General features: G+C 70.1%; 18 protein-coding genes. 10 read left to right on the top strand and 8 right to left on the bottom strand.

All coding sequences use genetic code 11. The features are described from left to right. Positions 1-27: 27 nt before the first annotated feature. The 3 genes from NB3_RS07750 to NB3_RS36540 all read right to left on the bottom strand — a co-directional run bounded on the left by NB3_RS07750 (position 28) and on the right by NB3_RS36540 (position 3,930). Positions 28-228 (bottom strand): DUF7489 domain-containing protein, encoded by a 201-nt coding sequence (locus NB3_RS07750; RefSeq protein WP_067798704.1) that lies wholly within the window; start codon positions 226-228, stop codon positions 28-30. Between the two features lie 322 nt (positions 229-550). Continuing rightward, positions 551-1,456 (bottom strand): tyrosine-protein phosphatase, encoded by a 906-nt coding sequence (locus NB3_RS07745; protein ID WP_067798702.1) that lies wholly within the window; start codon positions 1,454-1,456, stop codon positions 551-553. An 80-nt stretch (positions 1,457-1,536) separates the two neighbouring features. Continuing rightward, on the bottom strand, positions 1,537-3,930 hold the full coding sequence (locus NB3_RS36540; protein WP_169810653.1) for a PEP-utilizing enzyme: 2,394 nt from the start codon (positions 3,928-3,930) through the stop codon (positions 1,537-1,539). A gap of 163 nt (positions 3,931-4,093) precedes the next feature. Between NB3_RS36540 and NB3_RS07735 the strand changes: the two genes are divergently transcribed. The 3 genes from NB3_RS07735 to NB3_RS07725 all read left to right on the top strand — a co-directional run bounded on the left by NB3_RS07735 (position 4,094) and on the right by NB3_RS07725 (position 7,689). Next, a complete protein-coding gene (locus NB3_RS07735) occupies positions 4,094-5,575 on the top strand; it encodes an FAD-dependent oxidoreductase (protein WP_067798696.1) in 1,482 nt (493 codons plus the stop codon). 96 nt (positions 5,576-5,671) lie between these two features. Continuing rightward, positions 5,672-6,835, top strand: coding sequence for a 3-hydroxy-9,10-secoandrosta-1,3,5(10)-triene-9,17-dione monooxygenase oxygenase subunit (hsaA, locus tag NB3_RS07730; RefSeq protein ID WP_067798693.1), 1,164 nt, complete (start codon positions 5,672-5,674; stop codon positions 6,833-6,835). Continuing rightward, complete coding sequence (locus NB3_RS07725) at positions 6,835-7,689, top strand: alpha/beta fold hydrolase (RefSeq protein ID WP_067798691.1); 855 nt, start codon at positions 6,835-6,837, stop codon at positions 7,687-7,689. Before hsaA ends, NB3_RS07725 begins: the two co-directional genes overlap by 1 nt. Before the next feature lie 19 nt (positions 7,690-7,708). Here NB3_RS07725 and NB3_RS36535 read toward each other — a convergent pair whose 3' ends face one another. From NB3_RS36535 to NB3_RS07705, 4 genes are all read right to left on the bottom strand, one after another. Further along, positions 7,709-9,988: a LuxR C-terminal-related transcriptional regulator gene (locus tag NB3_RS36535; protein WP_067798687.1), complete on the bottom strand. Its 2,280-nt coding sequence runs from the start codon at positions 9,986-9,988 to the stop codon at positions 7,709-7,711. Positions 9,989-10,114: 126 nt separating this feature from the next. Beyond that, positions 10,115-11,344, bottom strand: coding sequence for a bifunctional 3,4-dihydroxy-2-butanone-4-phosphate synthase/GTP cyclohydrolase II (locus tag NB3_RS07715; protein WP_067798685.1), 1,230 nt, complete (start codon positions 11,342-11,344; stop codon positions 10,115-10,117). A 61-nt stretch (positions 11,345-11,405) separates the two neighbouring features. After that, entirely contained in the window at positions 11,406-11,981 is a 576-nt protein-coding gene (locus NB3_RS07710) for a PadR family transcriptional regulator (RefSeq protein WP_067798683.1), read from the bottom strand. A gap of 38 nt (positions 11,982-12,019) precedes the next feature. Beyond that, positions 12,020-12,853: an IclR family transcriptional regulator gene (locus tag NB3_RS07705; protein ID WP_067798679.1), complete on the bottom strand. Its 834-nt coding sequence runs from the start codon at positions 12,851-12,853 to the stop codon at positions 12,020-12,022. A gap of 224 nt (positions 12,854-13,077) precedes the next feature. Between NB3_RS07705 and NB3_RS07700 the strand changes: the two genes are divergently transcribed. The 6 genes from NB3_RS07700 (at position 13,078) to NB3_RS07675 (ending at position 17,315) form a co-directional block, all read left to right on the top strand. Beyond that, entirely contained in the window at positions 13,078-13,584 is a 507-nt protein-coding gene (locus NB3_RS07700; RefSeq protein WP_084485946.1) for a flavin reductase family protein, read from the top strand. Positions 13,585-13,677: 93 nt separating this feature from the next. After that, positions 13,678-14,820 carry a 3-ketosteroid-9-alpha-monooxygenase, oxygenase component gene (locus tag NB3_RS07695; RefSeq protein ID WP_067798820.1) on the top strand — a complete coding sequence of 381 codons (1,143 nt, stop codon included), beginning with the start codon at positions 13,678-13,680 and terminating at the stop codon, positions 14,818-14,820. Between the two features lie 4 nt (positions 14,821-14,824). Continuing rightward, a complete protein-coding gene (locus NB3_RS07690) occupies positions 14,825-15,052 on the top strand; it encodes a hypothetical protein (protein ID WP_067798675.1) in 228 nt (75 codons plus the stop codon). An 83-nt stretch (positions 15,053-15,135) separates the two neighbouring features. Beyond that, the gene (locus NB3_RS07685) at positions 15,136-16,182 is read left to right on the top strand and encodes a ferredoxin--NADP reductase (RefSeq protein WP_067798818.1); all 1,047 of its coding nucleotides are present in this window, start codon (positions 15,136-15,138) and stop codon (positions 16,180-16,182) included. A gap of 16 nt (positions 16,183-16,198) precedes the next feature. Beyond that, on the top strand, positions 16,199-17,086 hold the full coding sequence (locus tag NB3_RS07680; protein WP_067798672.1) for a VOC family protein: 888 nt from the start codon (positions 16,199-16,201) through the stop codon (positions 17,084-17,086). 82 nt (positions 17,087-17,168) lie between these two features. After that, positions 17,169-17,315, top strand: coding sequence for a DUF1059 domain-containing protein (locus tag NB3_RS07675; protein ID WP_067798815.1), 147 nt, complete (start codon positions 17,169-17,171; stop codon positions 17,313-17,315). Between the two features lie 105 nt (positions 17,316-17,420). Here the strand turns inward: NB3_RS07675 and NB3_RS07670 are convergent, their stop codons facing one another. Further along, on the bottom strand, positions 17,421-18,020 hold the full coding sequence (locus tag NB3_RS07670; RefSeq protein WP_067798669.1) for a TetR/AcrR family transcriptional regulator: 600 nt from the start codon (positions 18,018-18,020) through the stop codon (positions 17,421-17,423). Positions 18,021-18,085: 65 nt separating this feature from the next. Between NB3_RS07670 and NB3_RS07665 the strand changes: the two genes are divergently transcribed. Next, positions 18,086-19,384, top strand: a complete 1,299-nt coding sequence (locus tag NB3_RS07665) for a YhgE/Pip domain-containing protein (protein ID WP_067798665.1) — start codon at positions 18,086-18,088, stop codon at positions 19,382-19,384. Positions 19,385-19,446 lie beyond the last annotated feature (62 nt).

Genomic DNA, 19,446 nt, shown 5'->3' with positions numbered 1-19,446 from the left:
GCCGCGCAATGGAGCCGATCCGGCAGGTCAATCCTTGACCGGATCGGCTCCGGCCCGCTTGGTCACCGAGTCGCCGATCTCCAGCGACTCCCACAACGCTCGGCTCGCACGAATCTTCATCGTGCTGCCGTCCGGCAAGCGAATATGCAAGCGCCGGTACAGATTCGCGCCGTCCAGCAATCCACGCGACTTCTTCACGACCGTCCCGCGCCACTCCTGCTGTCCCATTGATCGACTCCTCACTCGACTCGACGCTGACGCTGTAGCGATGCCCCGACCGGCGTGTCTCCAGTGTCGCGACCCGCCGCGCTCGGCGCATCACCACTGAGAAGTAGACGTGCTGTGCCCGAAGGCGGACACCGCATCAGTCAGCGGGTTGATGTCGCTTCCACACCATCCCGGGCTCGAAAGGGAAGCCACCACCCCCGCATGCCAGCGGCGGGCCGCTCAGCGATCACGAGTTCGTGACCAGCCCGCGCCGCCTTCCCTGCCCCGGAACGACCGAGCGGGCCGGGTGGACATGCTCCACCCGGCCCGCTGCGGTCATCGACTACCGCGGCAGCAGTTTGGTTCTCAGCGCGTCCAGCGTGGCGCCGTCGACGCCGAGCCCGTCGCTGACGAACCGGTCGAACGATCCGAACGACGCGGCGGCCTGGTCGAAAGCGGCGTCGAGGTATTCGGCGCGCACGCCGAGGATCGGATCGAACAGCGCGGGGTCGGTGACCAGCCCCTTGGCCACCAGGCCGTCCATCACGGCCTTGTTACCGGCGGCCAGGTTGTCGTTCGATTCCAGATAGTCCTTGTACACCTGTCCCTTCGGGACGCCGAGCGCCGTCATCAGGATGGCGGTCATCCATCCGGTGCGGTCCTTGCCCGCGGTGCAGTGGTACAGCACCGGCCCGTTCGCGTTCGCGACATCCCGGACGGCGGTCCCGAACTGCGCGCGAGCGCCGGCGTCGGTGACCATCCAGCGGTAGTAGTCGCGCATGATGCCCGCGGCCTTGCCGTCGCCGAACATCTGCTGCTGCACGGCGGGGCCGCCCTGCACCGCCTTGCCCACCAGCAGGTAGAAGTCGTTGCCCGGGTCGTACACCGGACGCGCGAGCGTGGGAATCGACGCCGGGAGCTTGTCCGGGTTGGCCCCGGTCTCGTTCGGGCTGCGGAAATCGATCACCGCGGTGATACCGGAACTCACCAGCTTCTGCTGATCGGCGGCGGTGAGCTTGTCCAGGGCGTCGGTGCGGAACACGACGCCGGTGCGGAGTTTGCCGCTGCCCTGGGTGGGATAGTCACCGATGTCCCTGGCATTCGGCGCTGTCGACAGCTGCATGGAGCGGTCGTGCACGGTATGCACGAGTCCGGGGCTCGCCAATGCAGTGGTGGTGGACGGGAACACGGCGATCAATGCGGCGGCGACACCGGTCACCGCCCCGCGGACAGCACGCGAAATCGTCACTGGCTCATTCCTTCCATAGGGTCGCGGCCCGGCGGCGCCGAACCGGCAGGTGGGCCGGGGTGCGCGACCCCGGCCACGGCTCAGGCGCCGGCGAGCAGGGTGACCGTGCCGGCCGCCCCGTCGACGCGCACGCGCTGCCCATCGGCCAGCCGGGCGCTGGCGGTCTTGGTGTCCACGACGCAGGGAATGCCGAATTCCCTGGCCACGATGGCGGCGTGGGACGCGGAACCGCCGATGTCGGTGACCACCGCTGCCGCGTAGGCGAACATCGCGGTGTGCCCGGTGTCGGTGACCGACGCCACCAGGATGTCGCCCGGCTCGATGTCGTCGTCCAGTGACAGCACGCGTTTCACGGTGCCCTCCACGACGCCGGGGCACACCCCGATGCCGGACAGGCTGTCACCGGGCAGCAACGCGTCCGCATGCGGCAGCGGCTCCCAGTCGCCCGCGATCACATCCGGCATGCGGACGCCCTGCAACCGGGTCAGCTCCGCTCGCCGTCGTGCTACCCGCTCGGCCAGATCGGCAGGCGCCCAGAGGATTTCGTCGAGCGTCAGGAAGCAGGCGTCCTCGGCCTGCTGAAGCAGCCCGTGCCGGATCAGCCGTTGCGCCCGCTCCCGCACGGCGAGGCGCAGGCAGTGGGTGTAGCGGACCACGGCGTCGCGGACGCGTTCGCGCGCCATCGTCGCCCCCGCCGCCATCCGCGCGGTGCGGCTCGGCGCGGGGCCGACCGGTTCGCGCTTGGGCGCGGGCATCTGCGCGGCGCGGGCGGCGGCGGTCACCAGCAGCTCCGGCCGGTCGCCGAAGGTCGGGTTGAGCAGTTCGCACTCGCCCGGTCCGCGATGCCCGATCCGCCGCAGCTCCTCGTCCAGCGCGGCGGAGAACGCCGGGGAGATCGCCCGCGCGGCGGTCACATCGCCCGCGTGCGCCGCGTCGTGCAACGCGGGGTCGGTCCGGCACAGTGCGGCGAGTCGTTCCACCGCGAGCATGGTCCTGGCCGACTCCAGCCGTTCCAGATCGATGGGCACGGTCGCGGCTTCCTTGCCGCGGGAGTGGATGGCCGTGGCCGCGCCGGTCATCATCACGCCGATGGACGCCGCCGCCCAGGACTGATTCAGCCGGTCCCGCCACAGCAGCACGCGGGCGTGCAGTTGTTCATCGGTGAGTTCGCGAATCGCCGCCGCCCCGAGGGCTTCCTGATGCGCGGCGGCGTTGATGTCGTCGGTGGTCTCGCGATAACGCAGCGCGGTGCGCAGCACCCGGCCCGCCGCGCGCCACGTGGCGCGGGTGCTGGCGAATCCGGTCGGCGTCGGCGGCTTGCCGTGCGGGGTGAGCGAGATCTCGGCCGGGATGTTGCCGTAGACATCGCGGCGGATGCTCTGCTCGTCCCAGCCGGGCATGTTCTCCGCGGCCAGCACCCCGATGGAGGCGTTGATGTAGATGTGGTGGCCGAGCACCGTGGTGACCCGGCTGGTCCAGTGCTCCAGCGCGATGCCGTCCAGCGCGATCATCCGGCCCATCGCGGCATTGGCCAGCCGGATCGCGCCCGCCTGCAGATCCACGGTCAGCGGGGTGAGCGGTCCTGGCAGCGCCTCGGACGTATTGGTCGCGGTGTGCACCGGGTAGGCCGGGTCGACGCGATCGTCGAACTCACCCTCGAGACCTTCCGGCGCGACCGACACCAGGGCGTGTCCGTCCGAAGTCGCCGCGCGGGCGGGTATGACATAGCCGGGCAGCGGGATCGCCCCTGGCCGGGTGACGAACTCGTCGCCGTCCAGCCTGCGACCGGACAGTCCGCGAACGATGTCCGCCGCCACCTCGGACGCGGTCCATCCGCAGCGGAACCCCCATTCGTGTTGTGCAGCGGTATCCAATTGCGGTGTCGTGCCGGATTTCCGTCGCCACTTCCGCGTTCCCGCCGCCGCGCGGATGCGGTCCGCGTCCGCGCCGGAGATCACGCCGGGCGCGGCCAGTTCGACCGCGCCGGTGCGCGCGGACCCCGCGGCCAGCACCAAGAAGCGTTCGAAGTCGTCGGTGTGCAGCACCTGGAATCCGCCCGCGCGGTGGGAGCCGAGCAGCCTGCGCAGGGTCCGCCAGCTCTCGCCCTCGACACGCCTGCCCGCGACCGGCGCGGTGCGCACGATCAAGGCCGCCGCGCCGCTGGAGCGCACGACGTCCTCGGCCGCCGCATCCGCACCGGCGACCACCGGAACCACGATCCGCGCTCCGGCCGTTCGGGCCGCCGACGCGATCGGCGCGAGTGATCCGCCCAGATGCACCACCGCGGCGCAGTCGGCGACGGCCCGTGCGCACAGCGCGGGCTCGGCCGGGTCGCCGGTGATCACCTCGACCCGGGGGTCGACGTACCGGTGCCGTGCCCGGTCCAGCCCGACCACGTCGTGCCCGGCGGCCAGCAGCATGCGTGCCACCGCGCGACCGGTCGGATCGGAAACTCCGGTGACCAGGACCCGCATGAATTCTTCCTCCTCGCTGGCGCCCATGCAGACGTGACGCCGTTCACACACCATCGCCATGCGGCGCGCCCGCGACCGACCACAGTCCCGATGAACGGGACCGGTGGGTCGCTCACCAAGACCGGCGGCCGGTTCCGCCGGTCCGAGCGCGAAGGTCGATCCCATGAGTGAGCGGGATTCGGTCGCGCCTCGGGCGGACGCCGAAGTGCGCGCCTACGACCTCGAGACCGATGTGCTGGTGATCGGTTACGGATGCGCCGGAGCGGCGGCGGCATTCGAGGCGGCGGTGACCGGAGAGCAGGTGCTGGTGCTGGATCGGATGAGCGGTCCGGGTGGCGCATCCGCTCTGTCGGGCGGCGAGATCTATCTCGGCGGCGGCACACCGATCCAGCGGGCCTGCGGCTTCGACGACGATCCCGCGGCCATGGCGGCGTTCCTGTCCGCCGCCCTCGGTCCGGGCGCCGACCCGGACAAGATCGCCCGCTACAGCGAGGACAGCGTCGCGCACTTCCACTGGCTGACCGACCGCGGCGTGCCGTTCCAACCCACGCTGTGGGACGCTCCGGCCTGGGTGCCGCCGACGGACGACGGGCTCATGTGGCTGGGGGAGAACAGCATGCCGTTCTCCGGCCTCGCCACGCCCGCGCCGCGCGGACATCGCCCGGCCGCCCCCGACTTCGGCGGCAAGCTGCTCATGGATCGCCTGGCCGAGGCCGCTCGGTCGGCCGGTGCCACAGCGCTTTTCGACACCAGGGCGACGCGCCTGATCGTCGCGGCCGACGGCTCTGTCGTCGGCGTGGTGGCTCGGCGATACGGCGCGGAGCTGACCATCCGGGCGCGCCGCGGCGTCGTGCTGACCACCGGCGGTTTCGTCGACAACGACGCCATGCTCGCCGCGCACGCGCCGAGGCTGCTGGGGCACACCAAGGTCAGCGCGGGCACCGACGACGGAAGCGGCATCCGGATGGCGCAGGCGCTCGGCGCGGCGGTGCGGCACATGTCCACCGGCCAGGTCGGCATCTCGCTCGTTCCAGGTCTCGCCGCGCGCGGCATCGTGGTGAACGGCCAGGGGCAGCGCTTCGTCAACGAGGACACCTATCCCGGCCGGATCGGCCAGGCGGCGCTGTTCCGCCAGGACATGCGGACCTGGGTCGTGCTGGACGAACCAGCGTTCGAGGAAGTGCCGGAACAACAGCGGTGGGGTGTGCGCCCGACCCACGTGGCGGAGACCGCCGAAGAACTCGCCGACCTGATGGGCGTGCCCGCGGCCGCGCTGGCCGACACCGTCCGCCGGTACAACGACTTCGCCTCGGCCGGCGCCGATCCCGAGTTCGGGAAGGCTCCGCGCTGGGTGCGGCCCCTCACGCCGCCGCTCGCCGCGATCGACGTGCGGGCGGGGGTGCGGCCGCCGTCGGAGTCCGGTGATCGCCGCGGCACCGGCGCGTCCGTGTTCACCCTCGGCGGTCTGCACACCTCGCTCGACGGCGCGGTGCTCGACATCGACGGCGACCCGATCCCCGGACTGTTCGCCGCGGGACGCGCCGCGAGCAACCTGCACGGCGAGGGCTACATCAGCGGCACGTCGCTCGGCGACGGCACCTTCTTCGGCCGCCGCGCCGGCGCCGCCGCGGCCCGCACCAGCTGATCCCGGCGGCGTGTCCGGTCATCGGGATGGATCGGACCGGACGGCGCCGCACCGGCCTAGCGTCGAAAGACGGCACTACCAGGAGGATTACCGCATATGACCAACAAGGTGCTCGATCGGGTACGGGATCTGCTGCCCGCGATCCGGGAGCGAGCCGCCGACGCCGAACTGCAGCGCAGAGTGCCCGACCAGAGCATCAGGGAGCTGACCGATGCCGGGGTGTTCCGCATGCTGCAGCCGTCCCGCTTCGGCGGCGACGAATCCTCGCCGGTCGCGTTCTACGAGGTGATCCGCGCCATCGCGACGGCGTGCCCGTCCACGGCGTGGGTGGCGTCGGTGCTCGGCGCGCACCCGTGGCAGCTGGCGTTGTTCCCGCCGCGGGCGCAGGAGGACGTGTGGAGCGCCGATCCGGACACCCTGGTCTCGTCGTCGTACGCGCCGACCGGCAAGCTGACGCCCGTCGAGGGCGGTTTCGAGATCAGCGGCCGGTGGAGCTTCTCCTCCGGCTGCGATCACGCCCGCTGGGCTTTCCTCGGCGCGGTCGTGCCGAACGACGAAGGGGTAGCGGAGTACCTGACCGTTCTGGTGCCGCGCGTGGACTACCGCATCGAGGACGTCTGGCACGTGTCGGGGCTGTCCGGCACCGGCAGCAACGACATCGTCATCGAGAAGGCGTTCGTCCCCGCGCACCGGACCTACAGCGCGAGCGAGCAGGCCGAGCTGCGCGGACCGGGACAAGAGGTCAATACCGCCGCGCTGTATCGGATCTCGTTCGGCGCGGTGTTCTCCAACACCATCACCGCACCCATCATCGGCGCGGCCCAAGGCGCCTACGAAGCGCACATCGAGCGCATGCGCGAGCGGGTGCGGATCTCCTACGGCGGGCAGAAGGCCGCCGAGGACCCGTTCGCGCACGTCCGGGTCGCGCGCGCCGCCTCCGAGATCGACGCCGCCATCCTCCAGATGGAGCGCAACATCGGCGAGCAACTGCGCTACGCCGAGGCGGGCGAGGAGATCCCCCTGGAACTGCGGGTACGCAGCCGCCGCGACCAGGTGCGCGGCACCGAACGCGCCATCGAGGCCATCGACCTGCTGTTCGACAACTCCGGCGGCCACGCCATCCGCAAACCCAATCCGATCGAACGGCACTGGCGCGACGCGCACGCCGGAAGCGTGCACGTCATCAACGACGTCGAGCGCGCGCTCGTCCTGTACGGCCGCGACGCGTTCGGCCTTCCGGTCACCGATAGGATGATCTGATGACGCTCACCGCGGAGAACACCACGCGTTGGAGCACGACCGGCGGGCTGCGACTGCGATACCACGAGGCGGGCTCGGGCGCGCCGCTGGTGCTGTTGCACGGTTCCGGGCCCGGCGTCTCCGGATGGGCGAACTTCGGCGCCAACCTGCCGGTGCTGGCCGAGCGTTTCCGCTGCCTGATCGTGGATCAGCCCGGATTCGGCGCCAGCGGCCGCCCTGCGGTGTACGAACGCAACTACCTGCGCATCTCCGCCGACGCCGTGCTCGGACTGCTCGACGACCTGCGTCTGGAACGGGTGCACCTGCTCGGCAATTCGATGGGCGGCGCGGTGGCGACGCTGTTGGCGCTGGAACACCCCGACCGGATCGACCGCCTGGTGCTGATGGCGCCCGGCGGCGTCGGGGTGAACGTCCTCGGACCGGAACCGTCCGAGGGCATCACGCGACTGCTCGAGTTCAGCGCCGAACCCACCCGGGAACGGTTGATGCCATGGCTGCGCAGCATGGTGTCGGATCCGGCGACCCTCACCGAGGAGCTGATCGAAGCCCGGTCGGCCGCCGCCTCCGACCCCGCCGCCATCGCCGCCCTGCGCGACGCCTACGCGACCTTCGCCGATCCCGCTCTCGCCGAGCCGGTTCCGCTGTGGGCACGGTTGCGCGGCCTGCGCGCCGAGACGCAGATCCTGTGGGGGCGCGACGATCGGGTGACGCCGGTGGAGGCGTCGCTGCTCCCGGCGCGCCAGATCCCGAACGCGGATCTGCGCGTCTTCGCCCGGTGCGGTCATTGGGTGCAGATCGAACGCAAGTCGGCGTTCGAACGCGCCGTCGCCGACTTCCTCACCGCCGGGCTCTGAGCGCCGCCGCCCACGTCGATCACACGTCGTGATCGCGCACCCACCCCGCGATCTGGGTTCGGGAGGTGAAACCGAGCTTGGTGAGAATGTGCTCGACGTGGGTCTCGGCGGTTCGCACCGAGATCACCAGATCGGCGGCGATGCGTTTGTTGCTGTGACCCGCCGCCACCAATCGGGCGACGTCCTTCTCCCGGCGCGTGAGGACGTCGGCGGCTCGGGACCGGACCGCTGCGGATTGCGGCGGGCGCGCGGCGGCGGGCGCGCGTCCGAGTGCGTAATCGATCGCCTCGCTCAGCGACAGCATCGCGCCGCTGTCGAAGACCTCGTCGAATCTCCGATCGCCCAACGCTTCCCGCACACGGACGCGCATCCGGTCGCCGAGCACACCGGTGATGGCGTGGGCGAGGCGCACCGTGCTGCGGGCCAGGATCTCCGCGGCGCCGAGCAGGCGGGCGGCTCGCTCGAAATCGGCGCGCGCGACCGCCGTCCACGCCAGCCCTTCGAACGCGGAGGCCAGCCAGACGCAGCGGTCGAACAGGGCGAACATCTCGACGGCGCGGGCGAGATACGCGGTCGCGCCGTCCTGATCGCCGCGCCGCCAGTGATCCAGCCCCATACACCACTGCGCCAGCCCGCCGAGCAGAGCAGGACCGCGTTCGGTGGTGATCTCCAGCAGCCGCTCGGCGAACGCGGTGCAGCGTTCGTCGGCGAGCACGAGGGCGCACACGAACGCAAAGGCCAGGCTGTCCATCTCCATGGCGTGATGGCCGCATTCGGCCGCGAGATGTGTCGCGGTCTCGGCCAATTCGAGCGCGCCCGCGGTGTCGCCGTCGTTGAAAGCCAGCAGCGCCGAGTCGAGCATGGCCTCCGCGAGGATATCGGGGGCATTGACCTTGCGAGCCAGGGCGACGCATTCGTCGACCAATTGGCGCGCGGGTCCCCGATCCGACAGCAGCGCCGCCAGCGAGGCCGCCGCGGACAGTCCGCGTGCGCGCAACTCGGTCGGTCGGCCCGCCTTCGTCAGCGCGTCGGTCAGCCAGCGATAGCCCTCGGTGAGGAAACGGTTGTGTTCCCAGAACGGCCGCAGCACCGCCGCCATCTCGAGCGCCGACTCGGGGGCGTCGGTGAGGCCGGACTGCAGCGCCGCGCGCAGATTCGCGTGCTCGCGGTTCAGTTCACGGAACCAGGCGACGTCGTCGGAACTCCAATACGCGGTGCGGCCGCGCAGCGCCAGCCGCCGGTAGTGCTCGCGATGGCGCGCACGCACCTCGGGCTCGTCGCCCCGCTCGGCCAGCCGGTCGTGGGCGAACTGCCGGATCGGCTCCAGCATCGAGTACCGCCCGACATCGCCGTCGTAGCGCAGGCTCAGCACCGACTTGTCGACCAGCCCGGTCAGCGCGTCCATCGCGATCCGCCCGTCGGGGGCCGGCAGGCACACGGCTTCGGCGGCGTCGATGTCGAAGCCGCCGGAGAACACCGACAGTTGTTCCCACAAGCGCTGTTCGGCCGGCGTGCACAGGTCGTAGCTCCAGCGGATCGCGCCCTCGATGGTTTGTTGCCGTTCCGGTGCGATGCGCGGTCCCGCGCTCAGCAGGGCCATGGTGTCGTCGAGCCGGGTGAGAATCTGCTCCGGAGTAAACACGCGAAATCGCAACGCCGCCAGTTCCAGCGCGAGCGGAATACCGTCCAGCCTGCGGCAGATCGCGGCCAGCGCATCCCGATTCGCTGGGGTGGCCGCGAAGCCGGGGTTGGCGGCGCTCGCTCGTTCGGCGAGCAGGCGCATCGCATCGCTGTCGGTGGTCGCGCCGTCCGGCAGCGGCAAGGGCGCGACGGGCATGACCTGTTCCCCCGGCACGCCCAGCACCTCCCTGCTGGTCGCCAGCACCCGGACCTGCGCGGTGGTGGCCACGATCCGGCCGACCAGCCGCGCGCAGGCGTCGATCAGATGCTCGCAGTTGTCCAAGATCAACAGCAACCGCTTGTCCGCGAGGAACTCGGTGAGCCGCCGCAAGGGCGCCGCGGTGTCGTCGCGCAACGCCATGGCCTCCGCGACGGTCACCGTCACCAGATCGGGGTCACGGACGTCGGCCAGCTCCACCAGCCACACCCCGTCCGGGAACGCGCGCGCCACCGCGACACCGACCTGGCGGGACAGCCGGGTCTTGCCCACGCCGCCGGGACCGAGCAGGGTCAGCACCCGCGTCGTGGGCAGCAGCCGCTTCGCGGCGGCGAGTTCCTCCCGGCGCCCGACGAAACTGGTGACCTCGGCAGGGAGGTTGCCGATGGGACGCCGCGCCATGGGTGTCAACCCTAGGTACCGCGCGGAGCGCGGAAGAGCATTCTGGACAAATTCAACTCCGATGACCGTGCCTGCGGAATCGGCGGCGGTGTCGCGATGACCCGGGACGAACCGCGACGGGGGCGTTCATCGGGCGACGGCAGCGGCGTCGACGTCGCTGAGCTGATGGCGCATCCGGTCGCGCTTGGCGCGCAGATAGCGCACGTTGTGTTCGGTGGGGCTGGTCTGCAGCGGAATCCGCCGTTCGACGGCGATGCCGTATTCGGTCAACCCCGCCTGCTTGGCCGGATTGTTGCTGAGCAAACGGACCGACCGCACCCCCAGGTCGTCCAGGATCCGCGCCGCGGCGCCGTAGTGCCGGGCGTCGACGGGCAACCCGAGGCGCAGATTCGCGTCGACCGTGTCGGCGCCCTCGTCCTGGAGCCCGTAGGCGCGCAGTTTGTTCAGCAGCCCGATGCCACGTCCCTCCTGCCCGCGCAGATACACCACGACCCCGCTGCCCTCGGCGGCCACCGCACGCAGGGCGGCGTCGAGTTGCTCGCCGCAGTCGCAGCGCAGCGAGCCGAACGCGTCACCGGTGAGACATTCCGAGTGCACCCGGGTGAGCACGTCCCGCTCGCCCGGCGCGCCGAACACCAGTGCGAGATGTTCGGCCTGGTCGGTGGTGTCCCGATAGCCGACGAGCCGGAACTCGCCGAAGCGGGTGGGCAGCCGGGTCTCCACGACGCGCACGACGCCCCGCTCCAGCCTGCGGCGGTGCTCGACCAGGTCGGCGATGGAGATGATCGGGATTCCGTGCACCCTGGCCATGGTCAGCAGGTCCGGAAGCCGGGCCATCGACCCGTCGTCGCGCACCACCTCCGCGATGACGCCGGCGGGGCGCAGGCCCGCCATCCGCACCAGATCGACCGCGGCCTCGGTATGCCCTTCCCGCCCGAGCACGCCACGCGGGTGCGCCCGCAGGGGGAACACGTGCCCGGGGCGGGTGAAATCCCTGGGTGACGCGCCGGGATCGGCGAGCAAGCGCATGGTGTGCGCGCGGTCGGCGGCCGATATACCGGTGCCGACGCCCGCCGCCGCGTCCACCGAGACGGTGTACGCGGTGCCCTTCGGGTCCTGGTTGACCGTCGTCATCGGCGGCAGTTCCAGCCGATCCAGGTCGCCGCCCGTCATGGGCACGCACAGCACGCCGCTGGTGTGCCGCACCAGGAACCCGATGTTGGCCGCGGTCGCCTTCTCCGCGGCCAGCACCAGATCGCCTTCGTTCTCCCGGTCCTCGTCGTCCACGACGAGCGCCATCCCGCCGTTCGCGATCGCCGCCACCGCGGCGGGCACCGTATCCAGTTCACCGGTCATCGTCGGCCACCTCCATATGCCTAATCGAAATATGGCAGGACCGGAAGAACCAGGTGGCGTCTCACTCAGTGAGGCGTTCGATATCCGCCAGCAGCTCCCGGGCGAAATCGCGCTCCGCCTCGTAGTGCCGCACGCACCAGCGCAGCACCAGCTCGGGATAGGCCCAGTCCGGATTCGCCTCGGCGCCCTTCGCGTCGGCCTCGGCCCGCCTGCGCATCTTCTCGGCGTACTCGATGTGCTCGGCGAGGATGCCGCGCATCCGGTCCGGTTCGGCGAGGTTGCCCAGCCACGCCCGCAGCATCACGCCGTGCTTGAGCACCGGCGCCTCCACCGGCGCGTGATTGACCCAGTTCGCCGCGGCCGCACGGCCTTCCGGCGTGATCGCGTACATCCGCTTGCCGCGCACGCCGTCCTCGTGCGCGACCGTGCGGGAACTGGCGTAGCCATGCTTCTCGAGACGTTTGAGTTCGGCATAGATCTGGCTGAACGACGGACTCCAATAGAAGAACTGCAGACTCCAGTCGGCCCACTTCTTCAGGTCGTAGCCGGAGAGTTCGTCGGCGTGCGAGAGCATGCCGAGCACGGCCCACGCGGTGGTCGGCAGATCGGGCACCGCGGGTGTGACGCCATCGGTCATGGTCGGACTGTACCGTCCAGGCATAGTCGGATTCGGCCCTAGCGCCAGCGCGCCCGGCGTCCGAACAGCGTCCGCCCGGCCTCGTGGGAGATCTCGAGCAGCACCCGCGCCAGCTTGTCGAAGCTCATCGCCTCGGCCCGCCCGGACAGCGACAGCGCCGCGGGTGCGGTGCCACGGCCCCGCAAAGGCGCGGCCACGCAAGCGATTCCGTCCATCGATTCCTCACGGTCCACCGCGCCCCCTTGGCGCAGCCGGATCTGGGCCAAGGCGCGGTGCAGCGCGTCGGGTTCGGTGATGGTGTGCGGGGTCCGCCGCGGCAGCCGGGCATGGAACGCGGCTTCGGCGATGCTCGGCTCGAGCGTGGCGAGCATCGCCTTGCCGAGCGCGGTGCAGTGCGCGGGCATGCGGCCGCCGAGGCGGGTCGGCAGCATCGCGGCCAAGCGGCCGCCCGCCTTGTCCAGGTACACGACCTCGCGTCCGTCGAGCACCGCCAGGTGCCCGACCATGCCGGTGCGCTGGCACAACTCGTGCAGCAGCGGGCTGACCGCGTCGCGGATCTCGTTGTGGTCGGCGGTGAGCCCGCCCAGTTCCAGGGTGCGCATGCCGAGCCGATATCCGCCCGAGGTGTGGGCCAGCCAGCGCAACCGGATCATCTGGTCGAGGATCCGGTGCACCGTCGAGCGTGGCAGGCCGGTGCGTTCCACCAGGCCCAGCAGCGTCAGCGTCGGGGTGGCCGCGTCGAACGCGTCGAGGATGAGGGTCATCCGCTCGATCATCGATACCGGCACGTCGGCTTCCGCCGCCTTGGCGCGGGTCCGGTGCGGGACCCGGTCGGCGCGCGGCTCGGTGTCGGGCAGCAGGGTGACGGTCATTCGAACCTCCGTCGGTCACAGTCGGTCTACGTCGACCAGGCATTACGCGCTCGATCGCTTGTGTCTCCCATCACACTGACGCGTCGGGCGGCGGGACGAATCGGGAGAACTACGTAGGTTCTACGGATCCGTATCTCGGTGACCGGACTCCGATCTTGACGCCCATCGGGCGGTGACTGCTGTCATAGCTGTCAGGTATATGCCTGACAGAAATAGGAGGCCCGATGGAACCGGTGCTCGAGATGGACGGATCGCCACTGGACGTGCGCGATTTCAAGGCGGTGCTCGGTCGCTTCTGCACCGGCGTCACGGTGATCACCGCGCTGGGGGAGGACGGGCCGGTCGGCTTCACCTGCCAGTCGTTCTCGGCGCTGTCGCTGGAGCCGCCCGCGGTCTGCTTCTGCCCGGCGCGCACGTCCACGTCGTGGCCGCGCATCCGCGCGGTGGGCCGGCTCTGTGTCAACATCCTGGCCCACGACCAGCAAGACGTCTGCCGTCGTCTCGCGCGCAGCGGCGCGGACAAGTTCGCGGGGGTCGACTGGGAGCCGTCGCCCAACGGCTCGCCTCGGCTGGCCGGAAGCATGGCCTGGCTCGATTGCGAGGTCGAGCAGGAGGTCGACGGCGGTGACCACACCATCGTCGTCGCGCGCGTCACCGCGCTGTCGGAGCATCGCGAGGCGCCGCCGCTGCTGTTCTACCGCTCCGCGTTCGGACGGCTCGATGAGGCCTGAGCGCCTCCCGGCCAGTGGGACTGCACATTTCCGCGCCGGGATGCCGAACCGAAATATCGAGGTGACAAACGTGCGCGAATTGTGGAGGAACCGATGACTACCGACACCGAGGTCCGAGTGATCGACGCGGGCGCTCCGCCCGCCCGCTACGCGCGCGGCTGGCACTGCCTGGGCCTGGCGCGGGACTTCCGTGACGGGAAACCGCACACCGTCGAGATCTTCGGCACCGAGCTGGTGGTTTTCGCCGGTGCGGGCGGGCAGCTGCATGTGCTCGACGCCTACTGCAGGCACATGGGCGGGAACCTGGGTGACGGCCGGATCAAGGGCGACTCCATCGCCTGCCCCTTCCACGACTGGCGTTGGGGCGGCGACGGCCGCTGCACCGGCATCCCGTACGGCCGCCGGGTGCCACCCCGGGCGCGCACCCGTTCGTGGCCGACGTTGGAGCAGAACAAGCAACTGTTCGTGTGGAACGACCCGGAGGGCAATCGGCCCCCGGACGAGATCACCATCCCGCGCATCGACGGGGCGTTCAGCGACGAGTGGACCGACTGGACCTGGAACACCATGACGATCGAGGGCGCGAACTGCCGCGAGGTCATCGACAACGTGGTGGACATGGCGCACTTCTTCTACGTGCACTTCGGATTCCCCACCTATTTCAAGAACGTCTTCGAAGGACACGTCGCCAGCCAGTACATGACCTCGGTGTCGCGCGAGGACATGATGGGGGAGACCGCTAAAGCCTTGGGCGGCAAGAACGTCCTGCACTCCGACGCGTCCTACTACGGCCCGTCCTACATGATCGATCACCTGCGCAGCGAGAGCGCGGGCCTGACGGTCGAGGGCATCCTCATCAACTGCCACTACCCGGTGTCGCCCACGAAGTTCGTGCTGCAGTACGGCGCGATCGTGAAGAAGCCGCACGGCGTGCCCGCGGAGCAGGCCGAGGAGATCGCGGCGAAGTTCGCCGGTGGACTCGGCCGCGGCTTCGAACAGGACGCCGCGATCTGGCAGCGCAAGACCCGCATCGACAACCCGCTGCTGTGCGAGGAGGACGGGCCCGTCTACCAGCTGCGGCGCTGGTACGAGCAGTTCTACACCGACGTGGCCGACATCGACCCGAAGATGACCGATCGCTTCGAGTTCGAAGTGGACACCACCAGGGCGGTCACGGCATGGGAGGCGGAGGTCGCGGAGAACCTCGCCGGGCAGCGCGCAGGCGCCGGAGCCTGAGCGGATGGAACGGGTCACCTGCCGTACCTGCGCGACGTGCGTGCTGGTCGAGAAGTTCAGTCCGCAGCACACCAGCGTGCAGTGGAACGCGAGCGCGGTCGCGGCGTGCGCCGAGTTCGCCGGGGCGGACAGCGCGCGGGTGCGAACCTGCGCCGCGCTGCGCGACAGCATCGATGCCGCCGTCGCGGACGGACTCGTGGAGGTCAGCACCCGAGACGGGGACGTGCCGTGAGCCCGAACGTGACGGCCGTCGACGATCGAAGAGGAGACGCGAAAGTGCATCCGTCCCGAGCCGCCGCGCCGCCGGAGACCGGGATGTCCGGCGGCACCGGCAGCCACCCCGGCGCACCCCTCACCCTGCGCGTGGCGCGGGTGATCCGGGAGACCGACGACGCGGTATCGCTGGAGTTGAGTCCCGTCGCGGAGCGGGATCCGATCGACTACCGCCCCGGCCAGTTCCTGACCTTGCGGATTCCGAGCGAGCTGACCGGCTCGGTGAGCCGGTGCTACTCGTTGTCGAGCGCGCCGCACGAGGAAGGGCCGCTGAAGGTCACGGTCAAGCGAACGCCCGACGGTTACGCATCGAATTGGTTGTGCGACAACGCCGTCGCGGGCATGGTCCTCGACGCGCTGCCGCCCGCGGGTGTCTTCACGCCCGCGGCGCTCGAGGACGATGTGCTGTTGTTCGCCGCGGGCAGCGGCATCACCCCGGTGCTGTCGATCCTGAAATCGGTGCTGGCGTCGGGATCAGGGCACTGCGCGCTGATCTATGCCAACCGCGACGAACGGTCGGTGATCTTCGCCGCCGAACTCGCCGATCTGGCCGCCCGGCATCCGGGCCGTCTGGTCGTGGTGCACTGGCTGGAGAGCGTGCAAGGGCTGCCGTCCCGCGCGCAGCTCGCGGCGCTGGCCGGACCGTGGCGCGAGCGCGAGGCGTTCGTGTGCGGCCCCGCCCCCTTCATGGACGCCGTCTCCGCGGCGCTGCTCGGGCTCGGCGCGGACCGCAAGCGCGTGCACGTGGAGAAGTTCGTGTCGCTCGGCGGCGATCCGTTCGAGACCGGCCGGTCCGAGGTCGTCGACTCCGGTGACCGCGCCGCGGTCGAGGTCGAACTCGACGGCGAGACGCGCGTCCTTCCGTGGCCGCGCGGCGAGGTCCTGCTCGACGTGCTGCTGGCCAACGGGCTGGAAGCGCCCTATTCCTGCCGCGAGGGCGCATGCAGCGCCTGTACCTGCCGGGTCGTGTCCGGGCAGGTGGAGATGCGGCACAACGAAGTCCTTGACGACGCCGATCTGGCCGAGGGATACGTACTGGCCTGCCAGGCGGTCCCGGTCACCGACACGGTGCAAGTCACCTATTCCTGAGGAGTACGACGAATCAATGGCTGACATCGCCTCGCTCGGCTACGTCCGAGTCGCCATCGCCGACGTGGCGGCCTGGCGCGCCTTCGCCTTCGACGTGATGGGTTTCGCGCAGGCCACCGGGCCGAATCCGGACAGTCTGTACCTGCGCATGGACGAGCACGCGTATCGCTTGGAACTCGTTCCGGGGGAACGCGACCGCGTGCTCGCCGTCGGGTGGGAGGTACGCGACTATCGCGCGCTGGCCCGGTTGCGGGACGCGCTCGAGCGGGCGGGCGTGGCGGTCACGACGCTCGCGCAGGATCATCTCGACGCGCTGCGCGTGGAAGATGCCTTCAGCTTCACCGACCCCGGCGGGTTCACCGTCGAGGTCTTCCACGGCGCGGTGCTCGATCACAGCCCGGTCGTCACCGCGCATGGAAACCGTTTCGTCACCGCTGGTTTGGGCCTGGGCCACGTCGTGCTGCCGGTGCCCGACCTCGAGGAGGCCAACCGTTTCTACTGCGAGGTGCTCGGATTCCTGCCGCGCGGCTCGTTCCGGGTGCCCACCCCGCCCGGTGTGGGGCCGGTGCGCGTGCGTTTCCTCGGTGTCAACCAGCGCCACCACAGCCTCGCCCTGATCCCGGGCACCCGGCCCGACGGGCCCGGCCTGGTGCACATCATGGTGGAAGTCGACGAACTCGACGCCGTCGGGCGCGCGCTCGACCGCGTGATGCGGGCGGGCTACCCGTTGTCGTCGACGCTCGGCAGGCACACCAACGACAAGATGATCTCCTTCTACGTCCGCACTCCCGGGGGCTGGGATCTGGAATACGGCACCGACGGTGTGCTGGTCGACGAATCCACCTACAGCGCGGAGGAGATCACCGCCGACAGCTACTGGGGCCACGAATGGTCACGTGGCTGAGCCCGCGGCCCCGCGCGTCAGCCGCGCCTCGCGCTCGATCACCGCGCTGTGCATAGACTGTCGGATCGAGGAGGAAGGACTGATGAAGCGAAAGCTGAACTGCCCCTGCGGAGAATTCATCGTCGGAACCGACGAGGACGATCTCGTGGCCAAGACGCAAGCCCATCTGGCCGAGAATCATCCCGGCCACGACTACTCACGGGACGAGATCCTGTTCATCGCCTACTGACCGGCAGCCTGGGACGCCACGCTGGTCGACCGAGCCGGGGCGGAGGTGCCGCCGTCACGGGCGAATTCCATCGGTCGAACGGCGTCGGCCGCTGGTGCCGGTGGATCACGGTCTCGGTCGCAGGCCTTCGATCATGTGCGTGGTCGTCTCGTCCAGCAATTCGTCGGCGGTCTCGGCGGCGATCACACCCGAGCCGACGAAGGTGGCCAGACCTTGCAGCGCCGCGACCGCGGACAGCGCGATGCGCCGCGGGTCGCCATCGATCACTTCTCCGTGTCGCTGCGCTTCCACGATCAGCGCGACCGGCGTGGCGAATGCCGCGTCCACGGCCTGCGACATCGCGTCGCCCGCGGCGGGGCTGTGCCTGCGCGCGAACATGAGCGCGACGAGCGCCGAATTCTCGGTCGCGAAACGTAGATAAGTGCGCGCCAGGGCTCGGATGTGCCCGTGAGCCGAATTCGCGGCGGCGGTCTGCTCCAGGGCTGCGGCCAGACGCTGGAATCCGGATACCGCCAAGGCGTCCAGCAGTGCCTGCTTGTCCTTGAAATGCCGGGTCGGAGCGGCGTGACTGACTCCGACGTCACGGGCCAGCCCGCGCAGCGACAAGCCGTCGACGCCGGATTCGCGCAGCGTCGCCTCGGCCCGCTGGAGCAACTCGGCGCGCAGGTCGCCGTGGTGGTAGGACCGGCTTCTGGTGATCGGCATGGTGTATGCAGGATAACAAAATGTAGGCATTGCCTACTTTGTAGTCGGTGACTACATTGACTCGCATGACGGCTCGGACCTTCACCGCCCCGATCGCAGTGCTGACGGTCTTCGCGGCGCTGCTCGCCACCATGTACCTCGGCTACGCCAGCAATACCGAGAAGAATCTGCACGACTTCCCGATCGCTCTGGTGAATCAGGATGTCGGCGACACGATCGGCGGCAAACCCGCCGATATCGGAGCCCAGGTCACCGACGCGCTGGTCGCCGGTATGCCCGCGGAGAAGATCGACTTGCGGGTCGTCGGCATCGGCGAAGCGCGCAAGCAGTTGCAGGACGGCGAGGTCTACGGCGCGATCGTCATCCCGTCCGACTTCACCAAGCGGCTCGCGATACTCGGAGCCGCCGCCGTGGTGCCCGGTGCGATCGAGCGCCCGGTCATCACGGTCCACACCAACCCTCGGATCGGCCCCTACACCACCGGCATCATGCAGCGCATCGCCGACCGCGCGTTGCGTCAGGTGGACGAGACCGTCGGCAAGAGCCTCACCGACCAGGTGAACGCCGCCCTCGCCGCCGGGCCCGGCGCGCCGGTCGAGCCCAGCGGCGCGGCCCGGCTGATGCTCACCGATCCGGTGCAGATCGTCACCGCGCCCTACCGGCCGATGGACGACGGCGCCGGACAGGGCCTCGTCGCGTTCTTCTACACCCTGATCCTGCTGCTGGCCGGCTTCACCGGCGCCATGATCATCCACACGCTGGTCGACTCGGTGCTCGGTTTCACGCCGACCGAATACGGCCCGTGGTTCGTGCACCCGCCGGCCACCGGGATCTCTCGCTTCCGCACGCTACTGGTGAAATGGGCGGTCGTCGTCACCGCGGCGCCGGTTCTGTCGGGGATATTCCTCGCGATCGCCACCGCTTTGAGCGTCCCGCTGGACAACCCGCTGCTGTTGTGGCTCTACGGCACGCTGGCCATCATCGCGGTCGGTGTCACCGCGCTCGCCGTGCTCGCCACCTTCGGCACCGCCGGACTGCTGGTCAATCTGATCCTGTTCGTCGTCCTCGGGCTGCCCTCGTCGGCCGCGACCGTTCCCCTGGAGGCGACGCCCGCCTATATCGCGAATCTGGCCGCCTTCGAGCCGATGCATCAGATCTACCTCGCCGTGCGCGCCATCCTGTTCTTCGACGCCCACGCCGAAGCCGGTTTCGGCCAAGGCTTGTGGATGACGGTGCTCGGCCTCGGCATCGGCCTGCTGCTCGGTGCGACCGCGACTTACGCCTATGACCGCCGCGGCCTGCACCGGGCGTCGACCCCCGCCGAGAACGCGTCGGTCATCGGGGTGCCCGCCGTAGCTCACTGAAGCGGGGTCCGGAAGTCGGCGCCGCTGCCGAGTGCGGCGCGCTGCTCCGATGCCAGATCGGT

Source organism: Nocardia beijingensis NBRC 16342 (assembly GCF_001612785.1).
GTDB lineage: Bacteria > Actinomycetota > Actinomycetes > Mycobacteriales > Mycobacteriaceae > Nocardia > Nocardia beijingensis.
The sequence above is the reverse complement of the archived record's forward strand: the minus strand, read 5'-3'. Positions and strand labels throughout refer to the sequence as shown.